This window comes from uncultured Fibrobacter sp., assembly GCF_946062555.1.
Lineage (GTDB): Bacteria > Fibrobacterota > Fibrobacteria > Fibrobacterales > Fibrobacteraceae > Fibrobacter.
This window is the reverse complement of record NZ_CAMGVQ010000070.1, coordinates 1-16,756: the sequence shown is the minus strand read 5'-3', so window position 1 is coordinate 16,756 and position 16,756 is coordinate 1. Positions and strand designations below refer to the sequence as shown.

The window sequence follows — 16,756 nt, the reverse complement described above, 5'->3', positions numbered from 1 at the left end:
CCGTGACCATGGGAAATTCCATCACTCTCACTTACACCTATCACATCAGCGGAGCGGTAAAGTCGTCCACGTACACAACTTTCCCCAAAGTCATTCCGGCTACATCTCCCTCTGTCATCCTGAGCGATAGCGAAGGATCCCTATATTCCGAAACCCTCTACTACGAGGACTGCGGAAGCAATACCTGCACCCCCCAATACAACGGCAACGTCAGCCGCATGGTGCATGAACTTGCCCACGACAACACCGATTTTACCCAGTACCGTGATGTGGCCTATGCCTACGACCAGCTGAATAGGCTGACAAAAACTGACGACAGGGTGCAGGACTATTTTGATGAAATCTTCGCATACGACCCACAGGGAAGAATGACAGCCCAGAGGCGGGATACGAGCGTCATAAAGAATGTTGGTGGCGAATACAGTTATTACGAAAATACGAATAAACTAAAGTGTGTAGCAAATGGGATAGGGGGAACCGCAGACAATCGTAATATGTCCGGTGCGAATAATTTCGTTTATGACTCTGAAGGAAATCTGATAGAAGACAAATCCAAGAAAATGAAAATCTCCTACGATTGGCGGGGGATGCCCGTGGAGTTTGTCCGAGAGGCGGATGGAGGGGATTCTTTGAAACTCGTAATGGCATACGACGGTAGTGGAAAGAGAATTTCGAAAACACGACTTCGCAAAATCGCAAATGCAACGGAATGGTCTGACGAACTCACGACACATTACACAGGGATTGGGACGGAAATTCGTACAAGTAATAGTGGAAACGCAGATGAAACGAAAGTCGTTGTAAATATGCCGCAAGGTTTCGGTAGATATGGTGTAGGATTGGCAAATTATCCCGACACAAGCGAATTGACTTTTGAATGGTATCTGAAAAACCATCTCGGTTCCACAATGGCAGTGTATCGCACTACGGGAACAACTGCTGGACCGCCCATGTTGCAACATGCTTACGATTATAGAAGCTACGGAGAAAAAATTGACTTGACAGTATTAACGGATAAAGTTACCGAAAACTATACAGGAAAAGAACTGGATGATGAAACTGAACTAGGTTATTGGGGAGCAAGATATCTTGACTTGATGCTCGGAATGTGGATTTCCGTTGACCCGATGAGGCAATTTGCAAGCCCGTATCTGTATGCAGGGAACGGCGTGAATCCGATGAATGCCATAGACTTGGATGGAAATGAAACAAAACTTTCTGTTGACGAAAGCGGCAAGATAATTACAGGCATGTCACGTGTGGATGACGGAAATAATGTTGTTACGGTGTCTTTTGCTGATGGGGCGACTAAAACTTTTGCAGAGCCGCCATTGAATAGTTATTTCTTTACAGAGAATATTATTGGCCAGCTATTTGACCCTAATATGCAGCAAAATGCGGATGAACTATTAGACGATGCCTTCAGTCAATGGCCTGCAGATTTCTTGCTTTGGAATTCGGGAAAAGATTATGACTTTAAGTCTGCCTATTATAAAGGGGCTCCAAATACTGTTGGTGCGTTGAATGGAACCATTATGACGGCCCGAGATGCCGGAAATGCAATGTGGGGCGGATGGGCTAGAAACATGTATCAGTGTCCTTCTTTTCTTAGGGATTTCATTTCCAATTATGTGGCAGGAGGAAAAGAAGATGCTTCAAGTGCAGCAATGCAAAGGTGGGGCTACGATAATTATAAACCATAAAAGTAATTTGTCAATTGCGATTTAACTATAAGTTGTCAAATTTAAGGAATAAAATGTTTATAAGAATATTAGAAATCATCATAAAAACATCAATCTCTCTATTTTGCTTATTTGTCATGTTGCTTTGTTATTTCTGCTGGAATGGGGGGTATTTTGAGGGTTTTGAGAAAGAATTTTTTGTCAGATACTCAGAACTTAAAGATGAAATAAGTGTATGTGAGATTGAGCAAAATAAGATATCTAAGTTTGGTGAAACTATCGACACGGCTTTTTTAAGGTTATTTGTTTATGGGACGCATGGACTATATCGCGTGTACCATATTATATATGAAAACAGTCAAGGAGAGGCCAATTTCTTGACATATAAATTTCCGTTGACTTTGGGGATAGGTGCAATTGTTGAAGATACGGACTTAGTTATAGAAGAGAGTGTTGATGCGATTACAATTTATTATAATCGAAAACCGTTGAATAAATTTGAGATTGAACACAATCCTTTTTCGAAAAAGATTAAATTTGAATACAAAAACGATCTAAGTGAAATGAAAAAGAAGGAAGGATCGTGTTTGATAAGGGACTTCTTATGAAATATGATATGTTACAGATTAATCGATATTTGTCCTTGCCAACATCATTTTTCTTGTTTTTATTTTCCATAAAAACAATAGTGAGTATTTTTTATTTTCAAAATATTTCTATTCCTAATGTTTTTACTTTTTTTTCTTCAGTTCTTTTTTTATTATCATCAATTCTTTTGGTACTTGATTTTTTGAGGGTTCAAAATTTTTTGATTAGAAAAAAAATATGGATTGCTTTATTTGTAACAGGATTTGTGTTAAACATAGTATTTGAATAGATGAGTGTAATTTAAGCGAATTTTGGACCATGCAGGAGTTTAATAAGAGGGTAGCATAAGCTACTATATTCTTTGCGCAACCCCCAAAAGGTAAAAACAATGGCAAAAGTCAACTGAATATTCCGGCGAAAATAAACCGGCATTCCGGAATGGCGGAAACCGCCAGACCGGAATACAGGAAACCGCTCTAGCGGCTTAACTTTTTATCCAGTCCGTAGATTTCCCGCATGGAGATGTCTTTGTGCGGGTCGGAACTGCGGATGTCTATCGTATAGGCGTTGTGGATTATCCTGTCAAGTATGGAATCCGTCAACGGGTTCGCAAGACCGCCCAACTGCTCGTACCATTCCGAGGAAGGGTACTGCGAGCAGAAAATCGTGGACGATTTCCCGCTACGCCGATGCAGGATTTCGAAGATGGCCTTCTGTTCGCTTTCGCTGGGTTTCAGCAGCAGCCATTCGTCGATAATCAGCAACGCCGGTTTCGTGTACTTCAGCATCGACTTCGTGAAGGTCCTGTTTTCGCGGGCCATCTCCAGTTCTATCAACAAATCCGGCAAACGTACGAATTTCGTGTTGTAGAACTGGCGACACGCCTCGTAACCGAAAGCGCAGGCCATGAAGGTCTTGCCGCTGCCCGTGGCCCCGGTGATGAAGACGTTGCGGCCTTCGCGAACGAACTCGCAGGAAGCGAGCCTGGCAATCAAATCCCGGTTCAGTTTCCTGCCCGACGAGTAGTCGATTTCGTTGATATTGGCTCCTTTCTGCTCAAGCCCGGCACGTTTCACGAGCCGGTGCAGGGCGTTGTTCTTGCGCTGGCAATATTCGATATCCACAAGCAGGCCGAAACGGTCGTCGAACGAAATGCTTGACATGTTCGGATCGTCCCGTTGCGCATCGAAGGCGTTCGCCATGGCGCTGAGGCGCATCTCGATGAGTTTGTTCCGTGTCGCTTCGTTAGTCATTGTCCCTCCTGTAGTATTCGGCCCCACGGGTTATCCCCCGCGGCCTTTCCGCAGGTTTCTTGGTCCTGTCGCCGTTTGCCGCAAGCAGGTTCTGGACGCTCTTGAAAGTCGGGGTAACCCCGAAAGAAATCATCCGTTCGCAGGCGGCTTCCAGCGAGACATCGGAGTAGTCCTTCGCCAGCGACAGGATCGCCATGCAGGCCTTGTACGTCTGCTGTTCAATGGGTTTGCTGGCCAGCACGCGTTCGATTACCGTCAGCGTGCTGTAGCCGATTTTGCGCGCCCAGTTGCGGAAACGGTCGCCATCCCATTCAAGGAACTTCTGGTGCTTTTCCGGCATGTGGACGGCCAATGTGCTATATTTCCCCTTGCAGCCGAGCATTTTTGCGTGCGACGCTATCCTGTTCCCGTCATCGAATATCTCGACGATGGAATCGGTTTCACGGACATCCACCTTCTTGCCGATGAAGCCGAACGGGACCGAATAGAAGTTGCCCTCGACGCAGACATGGTAGTTGAATTGGACCGTAAGACTGCGCCATGTGGCGTTCTCGTAGCGTGTCCGGGGCAGCGGCAAGAGGAACGTTCTTTCTTCCAGGTCGAACAACCCTTTTCTGCTGCCCTCCTTCTTTGGGAACGGCCTTTCGTTGTATTCCTCCAGCTTCCTGCGGATGGCACGGTTGAGTTCCCCGATGCCGAAGAACTCCTCGTTCCTCAACGCAGCGATGATCCATGTGGACACATTGCCGACGGTCCCCTCTGCGCTGGCCTTGTCCTTCGGGGCCCGAACCCTGGCGGGAATGATCGCGGTGCCGTAATGTTCGGCAAGTTCCTGGTAGCTCGAATTCAGTTCGTCCGCGTATTTCCTGTTGTGCGTCACTGCGGTCTTGCAGTTGTCGGGCACGAGCATCTTCGAGACTCCGCCGAAAAACTCGAATATGTGGATGTGTGCGTCGTTCCATGACTTCTGTTTTTCGTCCGGGAAGGCCTCCGCGTAGGCATACATGCTGTAGTTGAGAACGCCTACGAACACGTAAGCCTTTTTCTGTTCCCCCGTTTCGGGGTCGATGATGTATGCGGGATCTCCGGCCCAGTCGACTTCGATCTGCTCGCCGGGTTTGCGGTTGATGTGCATTGTAGCCCTGCGGACGCGTTCGTCCTGCAGGATGTAGTGGCAGAACTGCGAGTACATCAGCGGCTTGGTATTCTCGAGCCTGCATTCTTCAAGATATTCCGCCCAGAGGAGCTTCTTGTTCACGCCGTTGCGCAGCAGTTCGTTCTTAACGTGGTCGAAATCGGGTAACTTCCTGTCGGTGATTTTCCTGGTCTCTTTACCGTTCGGGTGTATGATCTTGTCGATTTCCCTGTCGGTGAGACGTTCTTCCAGGGGCCAGCGGAGATTGTACTCGTTGGCCAGTTTCAGGACCTTGTTTACGGTCTTTTTTGACACCTGGCAGCTTGCCGCAATGTCGTTCTGGCTTAATCCCAGGCTTCGCAGCCTGAGGATTTCGCGGTATTTGGTCATTAGACCTCCTGTCTATTTTGTTCGCACGGAATTGTGCAGGCCAAAATTAGACAGGTTTCCTTGTCTCCGGAATCGCGGTTTCCGTTTGACCGGTACGCCGGTTTCCATTACTCCGGTTTCATGGTGTAATTCACTCCGGAATACTCAGTCAACTACAACTCCGAGACTAGGGAACAAATCATCAAACTGGTCCTGAAAGGCGAAAAGTCCGCAAACCAAATAGCCAAGGAACTCGGAATAGGGCCCAATACGGTCGGCCGGTGGGTAGCTGACAATGATGCGGAGTATGTTATAGCCGAAATAGTTCTTTGCTGCGTGATTTATATCACACTATGAAGTTTTTTTGAATAAAGTTGTTGAATTTCCATCAAGAAAAAGACATCTTTAGTCAATAAGTTTATGAAAAAATAAGGAACTTAAAATGAAACAAGTCAAAATAAACTACAGAAACTACGAAGATGTTTCCACATGGTCTTTACACAAAAAAGGTAGTGATAAATGTTTACTTGAAATAACGACGGCAAAGAGATCTGATTGTTACCAAATTTCCACAGACACAAGGCATCCAGACGTTAATGTTTTGATTCTTGATCTTAGAAGTTTTATCAATCAGAATGATCGTATAAAAATTGAAGAATATCTAGATAGGCTCTACATTTATGTCAGAGCTCCATATGTTCATGGCACTCTGCAATACACTGCAATCAAAATTTAGATACTATAATTGGACACACAAATCCTTGCCGGCAATCAACCAGCAGGGATTTTTAGCATTGCATAATCCATCTAGCACATTTTTCGGAACAACTGCTGGACCGCCCATGTTGCAACATGCTTACGATTATAGAAGCTACGGAGAAAAAATTGACTTGACAGTATTAACGGATAAAGTTACCGAAAACTATACAGGAAAAGAACTGGATGATGAAACCTCTCTGAACTACTTCGGAGCTCGCTACCTCGATCCCATGCTCGGAGTGTGGATAAGCGTGGATCCGGCAAGGCAACGCTTCTCTCCATATACATACGGAAGTAATAATCCGATTTCAAGAATTGATCCTAACGGAAACGCTGACTTGAGGGTAGCTGTTTTTTACAATTATGATCAATATAAAATGCCAGTAAATGGGGCTTCAATGGTTGAGCGGGAAATATCTAAACATATAAATCCGGCATATGATAAAGTTCAAATTAGAAGCTTTGGAAGTAAATCAAGGGCTGAAGATATTGTTAGATTTCTTAATGGTGCTGATCAAGCGGCGATAGCTTCTCACGGAGGATGGGATAGTGAAGGAATTTATAGGCTTGGCGATTATATTGAAGGAAAACCTGATACTAAATTTATTTCCCCCGATATCGCTACTGCTGATGGACTTGTCTCCAGTTTATCCGAGGCGGCAAGATATATTATACAAGGTTCCGATACCTATCAGTTAGAACAAAGTTATTCCGTAGATTTTAGTCCTTCCAAGCCTGCTATGGCTCCTGATGACATGGAGTGATTGCTATGAAAATAGCGCTAATTATTTTAGTTCTTTTTATAGAGGCTTTTTCACAATCCTATATATTTAATATTTATGAAGTTCCCTTTGTGGATCCTCGTGATGGCCATGTGTATAATCTTTTCAGGACGGATTCTTCGATGTGGTTTGTTGACAATTTGAAGTTTAATCCGGATTCAGTGTACGGAATAGATTATCTATCGCTCAAAAGCTATTGTGGTGATTTTTTGGAAGCTGGTTGTGGCTATTATGGACGTCTCTATTTCTGGGATGCCGCTGTGAATGCATGCCCAGATGGATGGCATCTGCCCAATAAAAAAGAATGGGAAGAATTGGTTTCATTTCTTGATCAGCAACCTTATTTGAAAAACGTCTTTGTTCAATCACCCCATTTGAGTGGAATGGTTGATGTGATGGATTCTAAAAGACGCGTTGATTTTATTGATATAAAAAGTTGGTGGTGGATGTCCGAATTATGGAATGATTCTGACGCATATGTTGCTATTTATCCTGAAATACTATATGAACATAGTAAATATTCAAGAAAAAATAACAGAAAATTGAGGAAAAAACAATTGCCTGCTTTTTTTGCTTTTGACCACATTGCCTGGCATTTGCATAGAGTACAGATTATGCCAGGAAGGTATATGGAGTCAAATATCGTTATAATTGCTTTGGCAAGATGTGTCAAAAATAAGGATGGGGAAAATTATGATGTTGAAATACCAACAAGCTTTTCGGGTGATGAGTGGTTAGCTGAGTTTTGTGAATGAGGTCTCTTTCGTATTTTTCTACTCTCCGCAGGTGCGATTTGGGCAATGAATTACATAAGGATTTAATAAGAGTGACTCATAGACCGCTGTATTCATTGTGCAGTTTTCCAAAGCAACCTTTGGAAAACTGTACAGCGGGTGCTTTTGAATTACAGCCCCTGACGTACAACTTCCTGATAAATAAAAGGGGCGTCTTCCTCTAGGTCTTTAATGGATACCGTACCTCTAGCATACTTTTCAAAATGCCTTTTACGCATGTTACGACAATCAGGCCTATCAAGTTGTAAGGCATCTATCGTGTCCAAGCATTTCTGCTTATAGGTTTCATCGTAGTCAGGATTGGGGTAGATGGATCCGTCTGCAAAGTTGATGAAGAACGAATCCTGCTTCATAAGCGGGTCAAACGGGTCCAAAGGCGGTACTTCAGTCCGTTTCTTACGGTTCTCGCCAAGGCAACAAAAACGGTAGTTGCTCCATTCGTAGGCAAGTTTCTTTCCGTTTATCGGGTCTGACTTGGGAATAAAGTGGTCTACCGAATCAGCTCCATATACGGAATCAAAGTATATCGCCAAGTAAGCATAGGTATTGGTATATTCGCAAGGCGGCCTCTTTGTAAATAAATTTTTACAAACTCTCATTGCCCAGTTTGGACTTTTTGAAATAGTTTGGAATTGTCAAATACAAACAAAAGGAGTGTTTATGGCAAAAGAACATCTGTATGGGATTGAATTCAAGGATATTCCGAACAACAACCAGTATCTTGGTGCCGGCTTATTTAGAAAAACAGCAACCGGTTATGAAAGTTACGCTGATTTGCGAGGAACTAAAGTTCGCTTTCCGGTGGAATTTCACGATTCTGGTGTGATTTGGGAAGCTACATACCCAGATGGGTCTAGGGCTTATGTAAATTTTCGAATATTCTCAGAATTCGATTTTGATCCAGATACACCTTGGTTTTAATGTTTGTTTAGACTAATTATCAGGACCTTTAACTGACGAGGAGCCCTTCTCTTTTACTTTATTTTTCTAACTTTGTTTTCATGAATTTTATACGCAAGTACGAGTTGGTTCTTGCATTGTCGATACTCGTGCGTACGATGGCGACAAGGAACAGCTCGTGACGACCTCCGAACGTGATGACATGGGCCGCCTTTCGAAGAAGTGTCTGCCGTTTGCCATGGAATGCAAGAATGTTGAGGATTGCAATTCAAACCTCAAGACTCTTTACAATCCTGGAATGGCCATCGGTTATTACACCGCGTCGAATCCGGATTATCCCGATGCAGGCGGGGTCCCGTATGTGGAAACGAAATGGAAACCCGACCCCATGGCCACGAAGGATGTGGAGGGCGCTCCAGGTAGTGACTTCGGCGTTACGGGCGTAGATGGGCGGACGCACCTGGTAAAGTCCTACTCCTCGGGCGTCAACCTGTCAGGCGTCAACCTGCTGGACTCGGCCAGCCTGAACTCCGCCGTGGCAGCCGTGCGTCACGGACGGGCCTACGACGGCGACACGAACTACCGTGCTGCGAGGGATGCGACCCCCACCCACTTGTGGGAGTTGAACACGGACCAGGACGGACGCAGGGCTTTCACGGTGAAGGACGGCGAGGGTCACATAATCGTGAGTGGTTCGCTGGGCAGCACGGGGAACTTGCTTACCCGTAGCGTGAACGAACTGGATGCCCGAGGAAACGTCGTCAAGTCGCACCCGCCCGTGAGTTGCAGCTATACGCCAAAACCTGCAAGCTGCGTTACTCCCAGTGAATTCGGCTACGATGCCCAGAGCCAAATGGTGTGGAGCCTCGAACCCGATGCCGGGGAGACTAGAACCTTCTATGACTTGATGGGTCGTGTCCGTGCGACACAAACTCAGAGGCAGATTGATTCTGGAGCATATTCCATTACCGTCTATGACAACCATGACAGGCCGATTTACACGGGAGAATGGAAAACTGCACTTGACAGTGGGGATGCAAGAGCGTATTTTGACAATGTGCAGAACAGGTTCAATCCAACGGTTGCGGAACTTACCCCAGGTACCGTTACCCGCATGTTTTACGACAGGATACCCACTCGGGACACTCTGGATGTAGAACTTTACCCCGCAAAAGTCAGTGCGGATGCTTTTAAATATGGCAAGACCCGCACGGTGGCGGTGATATCCGACGTGTCCGCCGACAGTGCAGGGAATGTCGTTCGTATATCGACCGCCAATGCATACGACAAATACGGCCGCATCACGGCGACTTACACTTACGCCCCGACGGTTCCAACTGACAGTCTGAAGATGCTTGCGGTGGAGACGGAATACGACCTTGGCGGCAAGGTGACAAGAATTGTCAGGTATCCCTACGGCGTAGGCGATGGCGGAAAAGTTCGCAAGATAGCGGAACGCTATACATACGACCGTCTGGGCCGCATCGACAGCGTGTTCTCGAAAAACGGCAGCGCTAGCGAAGTGTTGCTTGCAACCTACGCGTACTATCCCACGGGCAGTGTCAAGACCGTGACCATGGGAAATTCCATCACTCTCACTTACACCTATCACATCAGCGGAGCGGTAAAGTCGTCCACGTACACAACTTTCCCCAAAGTCATTCCGGCTACATCTCCCTCTGTCATCCTGAGCGATAGCGAAGGATCCCTATATTCCGAAACCCTCTACTACGAGGACTGCGGAAGCAATACCTGCACCCCCCAATACAACGGCAACATCAGCCGCATGGTGCATGAACTTGCCCACGGCAACACCGATTTCACCCAGTACCGTGATGTGGCCTACACCTACGACCAGTTGAATAGGCTGACAAATGCCAATGACATAGAGCAGGGCTATTTTGATGAGGTCTTTAAATATGATGCACAAGGAAGAATGACCGTTCAACGGCGAGATACTAGTATTGCAAAAAATGTGGGTGGAGAGTATAGTTATTATGCTAACACCAACAGGCTAAAGTCCATTGCCAACGGAATGGGCGGAACGGCTGATGACCGCGATATGTCCGATGCCGGTAATTTCGTCTATGACTCCGAGGGCAACCTGATAGAAGACAAATCTAAAAAGATGAAAATCTTCTATGATTGGCGGGGAATGCCCGTGGAGTTTGTTCGTGAAATCGAAAATGGGGATTCTTTAAAACTAGTGATGAAGTACGATGGCAACGGAAAGAGAATTTCAAAAGAGAATATGCGTAAAGTGAATAGTGGAAATTGGACAATAGCCACAATAACGCATTACACCGGCATCGGCACTGAAATTCGCGAGAACTTCGCAGGACCAACAAAAGAGACAAAAGTTGTCGTAAACATGCCGCAAGGATTGGGGCGCTATGGAATAGAAGACGCCGAAAGACCCGATTTCGACGGCATGACGGGCAATGGCCAGGTGGGTTATATCCCGAACGTGAAATTTGAATGGTACCTGAAGAACCATCTCGGCTCCACGATGCTCGTTTACGGCACAGTGTCCTCTACAGACACGAACACTGCCGATATCGGCGAGACAAAGGCCGCGTATGACTACAGGGCGTTTGGCGAAATGGTGACACTATCGCAGCCCTCGGACAAGGTGACAGAAAATTTCACCGGGAAAGAGCATGATGACGAAATCTCGCTTGACTATTTCGGAGCCCGTTATCTTGACCCGATGCTCGGAATGTGGATTTCCGTTGACCCCGCAAGACAATTTGCCAGCCCGTATCTATATGCGGGAAATGGAATGAATCCGGTGAATGTAGTTGATCCCGATGGGAATGAAACGACAATCGATCTAGATGAAAATAATAAAGTTACAAATATGACGTACACCGCAAACGACAATACTACAGTCTCATTCAATAAGCCTGGCGTAGAACCTTTTACCGCTGCAGAACCTCCTTTACAAAGTTATTTCTTTGATAAAAACGAAGACGGTACATTTAAAAATGTTGGAGCAATCTTTGACAATAATATGGACAATAACGCTCAATCGCTTTTAAAAGCGGCAAACGAACTGTATCCGTTTGGTGATATAAAAAAATGGGGGACTGGTGGAGACCTTGATTTTAAAAATAAATTCTACAACGAAAATGTACGAACAATAGGAATACTTAATGGTACGGCAATGACTCCGAGAGATGCGGGTAATGCCATCTGGGGTGGATGGACTCGAGAAAAATATTATACGCCATATTTTATTCAAAGAGGATTGTCAAATGGATATCAATTCATTAAAAAAGGTAAATTAGAGGACACTCAAAGTTCTGTAATGCAAATATGGGGGTTTGGCAACTATAAACCTAAATAATACACTTCTCGAAACGACGGGCCTTTATCATGACGATATTTACAAGAATCCTAAAGCTTGCAATCATAGGTGGTTTTATCCTTTCACTATTCTTGTCAACTCTATTCTATCAAGGAATAGAAAGTCCTTTCGATGTTCCTATTTATTGTGAAATAGAAGGGAAAAACATGTATACCCTAACAGAATCTAATCATCCAGGATTTTGGGAATGTTATTTTAATAGAGACTATTGTGTGACATATACAAGAAGTCTGTTGTATGAGCAGGAGGGTCAAAAACAAGCTTTAATAAGGTATGAATACCCGAGGCATGATCTTTCGGGAGGCAGTATTTCCCTTTTATTGTCAATTGCAGAAGAAGATGAAAGAATAGCTATTTATTACAATCATGAACCTGTTCATGGATTTATTCTAGCGAATAATCCGTTTTCAAAAGAATTGCAATTTGAACAAACAGAGCAAATTCGCATGGGGAAAAAGGATAGAAATGAATGTGCATTTTAGGAGAACAATAAATAAAATGGACAGAATTCTTTCTTTGTTGTGCTCTTTATCGATATTCATAGATTCGTTAGCTTCTGGTTACTATTATCTAACTTACCTGCATAATCCAATACTCAAGTCGATTTTTACTTTCGGATGTTTTTTCTATTTAATTGCGTCTATTTTTCTCTTATTGGAGTTGTTTGGTAATAGATTTAAATTTCCCATTTATAATATCTGGATCCTTTTTTTCCTATGTGGCTTATTTACAAATCTCTGTGGTCGATTCTTTTTAGAATAAAAGATGTATTATGTGGTAATTTGACGGGAGACAGGTCCAAAGGATTAAAAATTATGTGTATTTTGGTATTCTTGTTCATCTTCACTAGTATTTCCTACGGCAACATCAGCTTTATGGGGCATCGGTTGCTGCATGACAACAAAAATTTTGTGCAGATCCGCAACGTCGCCTACACATATGACCAGTTGAACCGATTGATTAAGACTGACGACTTTGAACAGGGCTATTTCGACGAATCGTTTGCTTATGACGCCCTGGGCAGAATCGTTGCACAGCGTCGTGACACCAGTATCGCAAAGAATGCTGGTGGCGAGTATGCTTATCATGCCAATACCAACAGGCTGAAATCCATTGCCAACGGAATGGGCGGAACGGCTGATGACCGCAATATGAGTTACGCAAACAACTTTGTCTATGATAGTGAAGGAAACCTAATCGAAGATAAATCCAAGAAAATGAGAATTACCTATGATTGGCGGGGAATGCCTGTGGAGTTTGTTCGCAGGGCGGGAAATGTCTACTCGCTGAAACTGGTGATGGCATACGACGGTAGCGGAAAGAGAATTTCGAAAACGAGTATGCGCAAGATGAGCGGCGGCGAATGGGATTCGCTCAAAGTGACTCACTACACCGGCATCGGCACTGAAATTCGCGAGAACTTCGCAGGACCAACAAAAGAGACAAAAGTTGTCGTAAACATGCCGCAAGGATTGGGGCGCTATGGAATAGAAGACGCCGAAAGACCCGATTTCGACGGCATGACGGGCAATGGCCAGGTGGGTTATATCCCGAACGTGAAATTTGAATGGTACCTGAAGAACCATCTCGGCTCCACGATGCTCGTCTATGGCACCGTGGCCTTCACGAACCCGAACACTGCCGACATTGGCGAGACCAAGGCTGCTTACGACTACAGGGCTTTCGGCGAAATGGTAACACTCTCGCAGCCCTCGGACAAAGTCACTGAAAACTTCACCGGGAAAGAGCATGATGACGAAATTAAGCTTTCCTATCATGGAGCAAGGTATCTTGATCCTATGTTGGGTATATGGATATCTGTTGATCCCCAAAGAATCTTCCCAAGTCCTTATCTTTATATGGGAAATGGGATGAACCCCGTAGTTCTTATGGATACAAGTGGGGCAGCGCCATTAGGATTTGGTGGACCAATAGGCGTTATTGCGTCTGTGCCTGCTGCCACGTATAATGCAGTTATGGCTGAATGGAAGATGTTTTGTAACGGTCAACCATATTCTGAACAACTGAAAGCTGGTATGTATGCTTATTTTGGTACACTTGCGGGTGGTTTTTTACTTGGATCAAAGAACCCTTTTATGAATGCTGCATGGGGAGGCGTTAGTAGTGGAATTTCAAATGCTGTTGGTCAGAAAGTTATAGATGGCAACAGCGAAATTGATACAGATGAACTAGCTATAGAAATTAGAAATGGAGCGTTCTTTGGTATGGGGTCTGTTGGAGGTGTTAAAATTGCTGAGACACAATTTATGTTTCCAACAGCTGATTACTTGGGAGGGTTTCTTGGAACCGCTGCAACTGCCGGATTTTTGTTATTATCACACGATGAGCCAACTCCAACAAATGAAAGAAAAGAACAAGATTTGGACGAGTAAAAATGCTTTTAATTTCATATTTGTTAACGATATTTATTGCTTTTTTTAACGCCTTTTTATTCCAGATTTATTCGTGGATTAGGGTTAAGGTAAAGAATAAAATTGTTTTAAACCTTGTATCTTGGCCTATGGGGTGTTATTGTTGCATGGTCTTTTGGCAACCATTGTGCATAAAAAAATATATAGGAGAATCCTGTGATTACAATGATTTTATAGGTTTTCTTATATATATAGCTATATTTGTTACATTCTTTTATTTAAAGAAAATAAATAAAGAAATAAGAAAATGGAATGATTTGTTTTAAGTAAATATTTCGAACATATTTTTTATCATCCTCCTCTCTCAAAGGTCGCCCCAAGTAGCTTTTTTCTGTACGATTCTGAAGGTAATTTAACAGAAGACAAACACTAGCAAGGTGAGAGCAGCAAAAATGCACTTGTGCATTTTTACAGCCGAACCGTAGTGTATTGCGCTTTGCGCAATTCCAAGAAAATAAAAATTTCCTATGATTGGAGAGGTATGCCTGTTGAATTTACGCGTAACGATGCCTGCATCGACATACACGAACAGATCGTGTGTGGTTCCATGAAACTCATGATGGCCTACGACGGCTCTGGCCGCCGCATCTCCAAGACGTTCCTAACAAAGTCCGCAACCGCGGCAAGCTGGGATACGGTCAAGGTGACGCATTACACCGGCATCGGCACGGAAGTCCGCGAGGAGTTCCACAACGGTACCCGCGAAAAGGTCAACGTCGTCGTTAATATGCCCGAAGGCCTCGACCGCTACAAGGTCGCGGACGCATCGCAGCCCGCCGACGATAACGCGTCCAGGACGTTCGAATGGTACCTGAAGAACCATCTCGGATCCACGATGCTCGTGTATGGCACCGTGGCCTCCACGGACCCGAACACCGCGGACATTGGCCCGATAGAAATCGAATAGAATGAATATGAAAAAAATGTCTTATTTATATTTTTTGTTGGGATTTGCTTTCGTTTATAATGCTGTTGTGACGCTTCCCTTGTACGTTTCTTTGAATGATTCAATATTTGTTGATCCATGGGGGGGAGTGTGTGGGTATATTCCAACGGCTTTCTTGTTAAATTTGTTAAGAATTTCATCAAAAATGAATGAACGTATTTTTTTCTTTTTTGTTATTGTTGGGCATATTGTAGGATGGGTTTGGGGATTTTTTTTCGTAAAGATATTTATGAAACCTGAAGGTAGAGGTAAAATTTTTTTACTCTACATTGCTAGAACCGCTATTGTTTATGTAGTGCTATTTTCTATTGTTGTTTTGCTATATTTTATTTATTTTTGGAATGTGTTGTAAATACCAATAGGTGAACCCCTTTAGTTATCCCGGGGAAAGTACGGGAACACTTACGATTTGCGGGGTAGATGCTGCGAAATCCAGTATTTTTGAACTCAGTCAGTCTGTGGGAACCGTGCTTCAGGATACGGACGGTCAGTTTATCGGCATGACAGTTCTTGAGGATATTGCTTTTTCCATGGAAAATGATTGTGTTCCCAAGGAGGAAATGATCAGGCGCACCTATGAAGAAGCCGGAAAAGTTTCTCTTGTGGAAAAATTGGAGGCAGCGCCTCATGAACTCTCCGGCGGACAAAAGCAGAGGGTTTCCATGGCAGGTGTCATGATCAATAAAGTCCCTGTCCTTTTGTTTGATGAGCCGCTTGCAAATCTTGATCCGGCAGCGGGAAGGGATGCCATTGAGCTGATCGATCATCTGCAGAAGGACGGAGAAAAAACGGTGATCATCATCGAGCACCGTTTGGAAGATGCCATGCATATGGGAGCTGACAGGATCATCCTCATGGAAAACGGACGAATCATCAGTGATTCTGCGCCGGAGGAACTGTTTTTGTCTGACAGGCTGATAAAGGCCGGAATTCGTGAACCATTGTATCTGACGGCTTTAAAATATGCGGGAATCCACCTTACCGGGGAAATGCATGTGGAGCGCATGCAGGATTTAATGCTTGAAGAAAACCATAAAGAACAGATCAGAAAATGGTTCGCAGAGCGCAAGGCAAAGGAACCGGCAAAAGAAAAACCGGAGGTTCTGCGGGTAGATGGAATCTGCTTTGGATATACACCGGAAAAGGAAAATCTGACAGATATCAGTTTCTCCGTCAGAGAGGGAGAAATGGTCAGTATCGTTGGAAAGAACGGTGCCGGAAAAAGCACAATGGCAAAGCTTCTCTGCGGGTTTGAGAAACCGGATAAAGGAAATCTCTATTATGAAGGAGAGGATATGTCCGGTGATACTATCAAGGAGAGAGCTGCGCATATCGGCTATGTGATGCAGAATCCCAATCAGATGATCAGCAAGCCCATGATCTTTGAAGAGGTAGCCATGAGTCTGACTCTTCAGAAGCTTCCGGAAGAAGAAATTAAGCAGAGAGTATATGATACTTTAAAAATATGCGGTCTTTATGAATTCAGAAACTGGCCGGTCAGTGCATTGAGTTATGGACAGAAAAAGCGTGTGACCATTGCAAGTATATTGGTTGCCAATCCAAAGATATTGATTCTGGATGAACCTACGGCAGGACAGGATTTCAGACATTACACGGAGATCATGGAGTTCCTTCGTGAATTGAATGAAAAAGGAATCACCGTTCTGATGATCACTCATGACATGCATCTGATGCTGGAGTATACGGAAAGAAGTCTTGTATTTGCAGACGGCAGAAAAATTGCGG

14 protein-coding genes and 1 pseudogene are annotated in these 16,756 nt (G+C 44.3%); 12 read left to right on the top strand and 3 right to left on the bottom strand.

The window, feature by feature from the left end:
• Together Q0P86_RS14765 and Q0P86_RS14760 are read left to right on the top strand one after the other, a co-directional pair.
• Window positions 1-1,703: RHS repeat-associated core domain-containing protein (locus Q0P86_RS14765; protein ID WP_295040509.1), on the top strand; the 1,703-nt coding region annotated here is incomplete at its 5' end.
• Window positions 1,704-1,756: 53 nt separating this feature from the next.
• The gene (locus tag Q0P86_RS14760) at window positions 1,757-2,290 is read left to right on the top strand and encodes a hypothetical protein (protein ID WP_295040507.1); all 534 of its coding nucleotides are present in this window, start codon (window positions 1,757-1,759) and stop codon (window positions 2,288-2,290) included.
• A gap of 456 nt (window positions 2,291-2,746) precedes the next feature.
• Here the strand turns inward: Q0P86_RS14760 and istB are convergent, their stop codons facing one another.
• Together istB and istA are read right to left on the bottom strand one after the other, a co-directional pair.
• Window positions 2,747-3,523 (bottom strand): IS21-like element helper ATPase IstB, encoded by a 777-nt coding sequence (gene istB, locus Q0P86_RS14755; RefSeq protein ID WP_100424549.1) that lies wholly within the window; start codon window positions 3,521-3,523, stop codon window positions 2,747-2,749.
• Entirely contained in the window at window positions 3,516-5,048 is a 1,533-nt protein-coding gene (gene istA, locus Q0P86_RS14750; RefSeq protein WP_295040504.1) for an IS21 family transposase, read from the bottom strand. The genes istB and istA overlap by 8 nt, the downstream gene beginning before the upstream one ends.
• Window positions 5,049-5,213: 165 nt before the next feature.
• Between istA and Q0P86_RS16965 the strand changes: the two are divergent.
• From Q0P86_RS16965 to Q0P86_RS14740, 3 genes and pseudogenes are all read left to right on the top strand, one after another.
• Window positions 5,214-5,384: pseudogene (locus tag Q0P86_RS16965) on the top strand (transposase); the annotation flags it as partial.
• Between the two features lie 338 nt (window positions 5,385-5,722).
• Complete coding sequence (locus Q0P86_RS14745; protein WP_295040502.1) at window positions 5,723-6,550, top strand: RHS repeat-associated core domain-containing protein; 828 nt, start codon at window positions 5,723-5,725, stop codon at window positions 6,548-6,550.
• Between the two features lie 5 nt (window positions 6,551-6,555).
• Window positions 6,556-7,323 carry an FISUMP domain-containing protein gene (locus tag Q0P86_RS14740; protein WP_295040500.1) on the top strand — a complete coding sequence of 256 codons (768 nt, stop codon included), beginning with the start codon at window positions 6,556-6,558 and terminating at the stop codon, window positions 7,321-7,323.
• A 149-nt stretch (window positions 7,324-7,472) separates the two neighbouring features.
• Here Q0P86_RS14740 and Q0P86_RS14735 read toward each other — a convergent pair whose 3' ends face one another.
• Window positions 7,473-7,895 (bottom strand): hypothetical protein, encoded by a 423-nt coding sequence (locus Q0P86_RS14735; RefSeq protein ID WP_295040498.1) that lies wholly within the window; start codon window positions 7,893-7,895, stop codon window positions 7,473-7,475.
• Window positions 7,896-8,022: 127 nt separating this feature from the next.
• On the opposite strand from Q0P86_RS14735, the gene Q0P86_RS14730 reads away from it, so the two are divergent.
• The 7 genes from Q0P86_RS14730 to Q0P86_RS14700 all read left to right on the top strand — a co-directional run.
• Window positions 8,023-8,283, top strand: a complete 261-nt coding sequence (locus Q0P86_RS14730; protein WP_295040496.1) for a hypothetical protein — start codon at window positions 8,023-8,025, stop codon at window positions 8,281-8,283.
• A gap of 157 nt (window positions 8,284-8,440) precedes the next feature.
• Entirely contained in the window at window positions 8,441-11,611 is a 3,171-nt protein-coding gene (locus Q0P86_RS14725) for an RHS repeat-associated core domain-containing protein (protein WP_295040494.1), read from the top strand.
• Window positions 11,612-11,640: 29 nt separating this feature from the next.
• Window positions 11,641-12,114 carry a hypothetical protein gene (locus Q0P86_RS14720; RefSeq protein WP_295040492.1) on the top strand — a complete coding sequence of 158 codons (474 nt, stop codon included), beginning with the start codon at window positions 11,641-11,643 and terminating at the stop codon, window positions 12,112-12,114.
• A 234-nt stretch (window positions 12,115-12,348) separates the two neighbouring features.
• Window positions 12,349-14,025 (top strand): RHS repeat-associated core domain-containing protein, encoded by a 1,677-nt coding sequence (locus Q0P86_RS14715; protein ID WP_295040490.1) that lies wholly within the window; start codon window positions 12,349-12,351, stop codon window positions 14,023-14,025.
• A 520-nt stretch (window positions 14,026-14,545) separates the two neighbouring features.
• Window positions 14,546-14,971 (top strand): hypothetical protein, encoded by a 426-nt coding sequence (locus Q0P86_RS14710; RefSeq protein WP_295040488.1) that lies wholly within the window; start codon window positions 14,546-14,548, stop codon window positions 14,969-14,971.
• 1 nt (window position 14,972) lies between these two features.
• Window positions 14,973-15,362, top strand: coding sequence for a hypothetical protein (locus Q0P86_RS14705; protein ID WP_295040486.1), 390 nt, complete (start codon window positions 14,973-14,975; stop codon window positions 15,360-15,362).
• A gap of 10 nt (window positions 15,363-15,372) precedes the next feature.
• Window positions 15,373-16,756, top strand: a 1,384-nt coding sequence (locus Q0P86_RS14700; RefSeq protein ID WP_295040484.1) for an ABC transporter ATP-binding protein, incomplete at its 3' end; no start/stop codon positions are given.

Coding starts and splice junctions, on each gene's coding strand:
- Q0P86_RS14715 (WP_295040490.1), top strand. CDS start 12,349: ATGTGGCTTATTTACAAATCTCTGTGGTCGATTCTTTTTAGAATAAAA.
- Q0P86_RS14705 (WP_295040486.1), top strand. CDS start 14,973: ATGAATATGAAAAAAATGTCTTATTTATATTTTTTGTTGGGATTTGCT.
- Q0P86_RS14710 (WP_295040488.1), top strand. CDS start 14,546: ATGCCTGTTGAATTTACGCGTAACGATGCCTGCATCGACATACACGAA.
- Q0P86_RS14745 (WP_295040502.1), top strand. CDS start 5,723: ATGTTCATGGCACTCTGCAATACACTGCAATCAAAATTTAGATACTAT.
- Q0P86_RS14760 (WP_295040507.1), top strand. CDS start 1,757: ATGTTTATAAGAATATTAGAAATCATCATAAAAACATCAATCTCTCTA.
- Q0P86_RS14720 (WP_295040492.1), top strand. CDS start 11,641: ATGACGATATTTACAAGAATCCTAAAGCTTGCAATCATAGGTGGTTTT.
- istB (WP_100424549.1), bottom strand. CDS start 3,523: ATGACTAACGAAGCGACACGGAACAAACTCATCGAGATGCGCCTCAGC.
- Q0P86_RS14740 (WP_295040500.1), top strand. CDS start 6,556: ATGAAAATAGCGCTAATTATTTTAGTTCTTTTTATAGAGGCTTTTTCA.
- Q0P86_RS14730 (WP_295040496.1), top strand. CDS start 8,023: ATGGCAAAAGAACATCTGTATGGGATTGAATTCAAGGATATTCCGAAC.
- istA (WP_295040504.1), bottom strand. CDS start 5,048: ATGACCAAATACCGCGAAATCCTCAGGCTGCGAAGCCTGGGATTAAGC.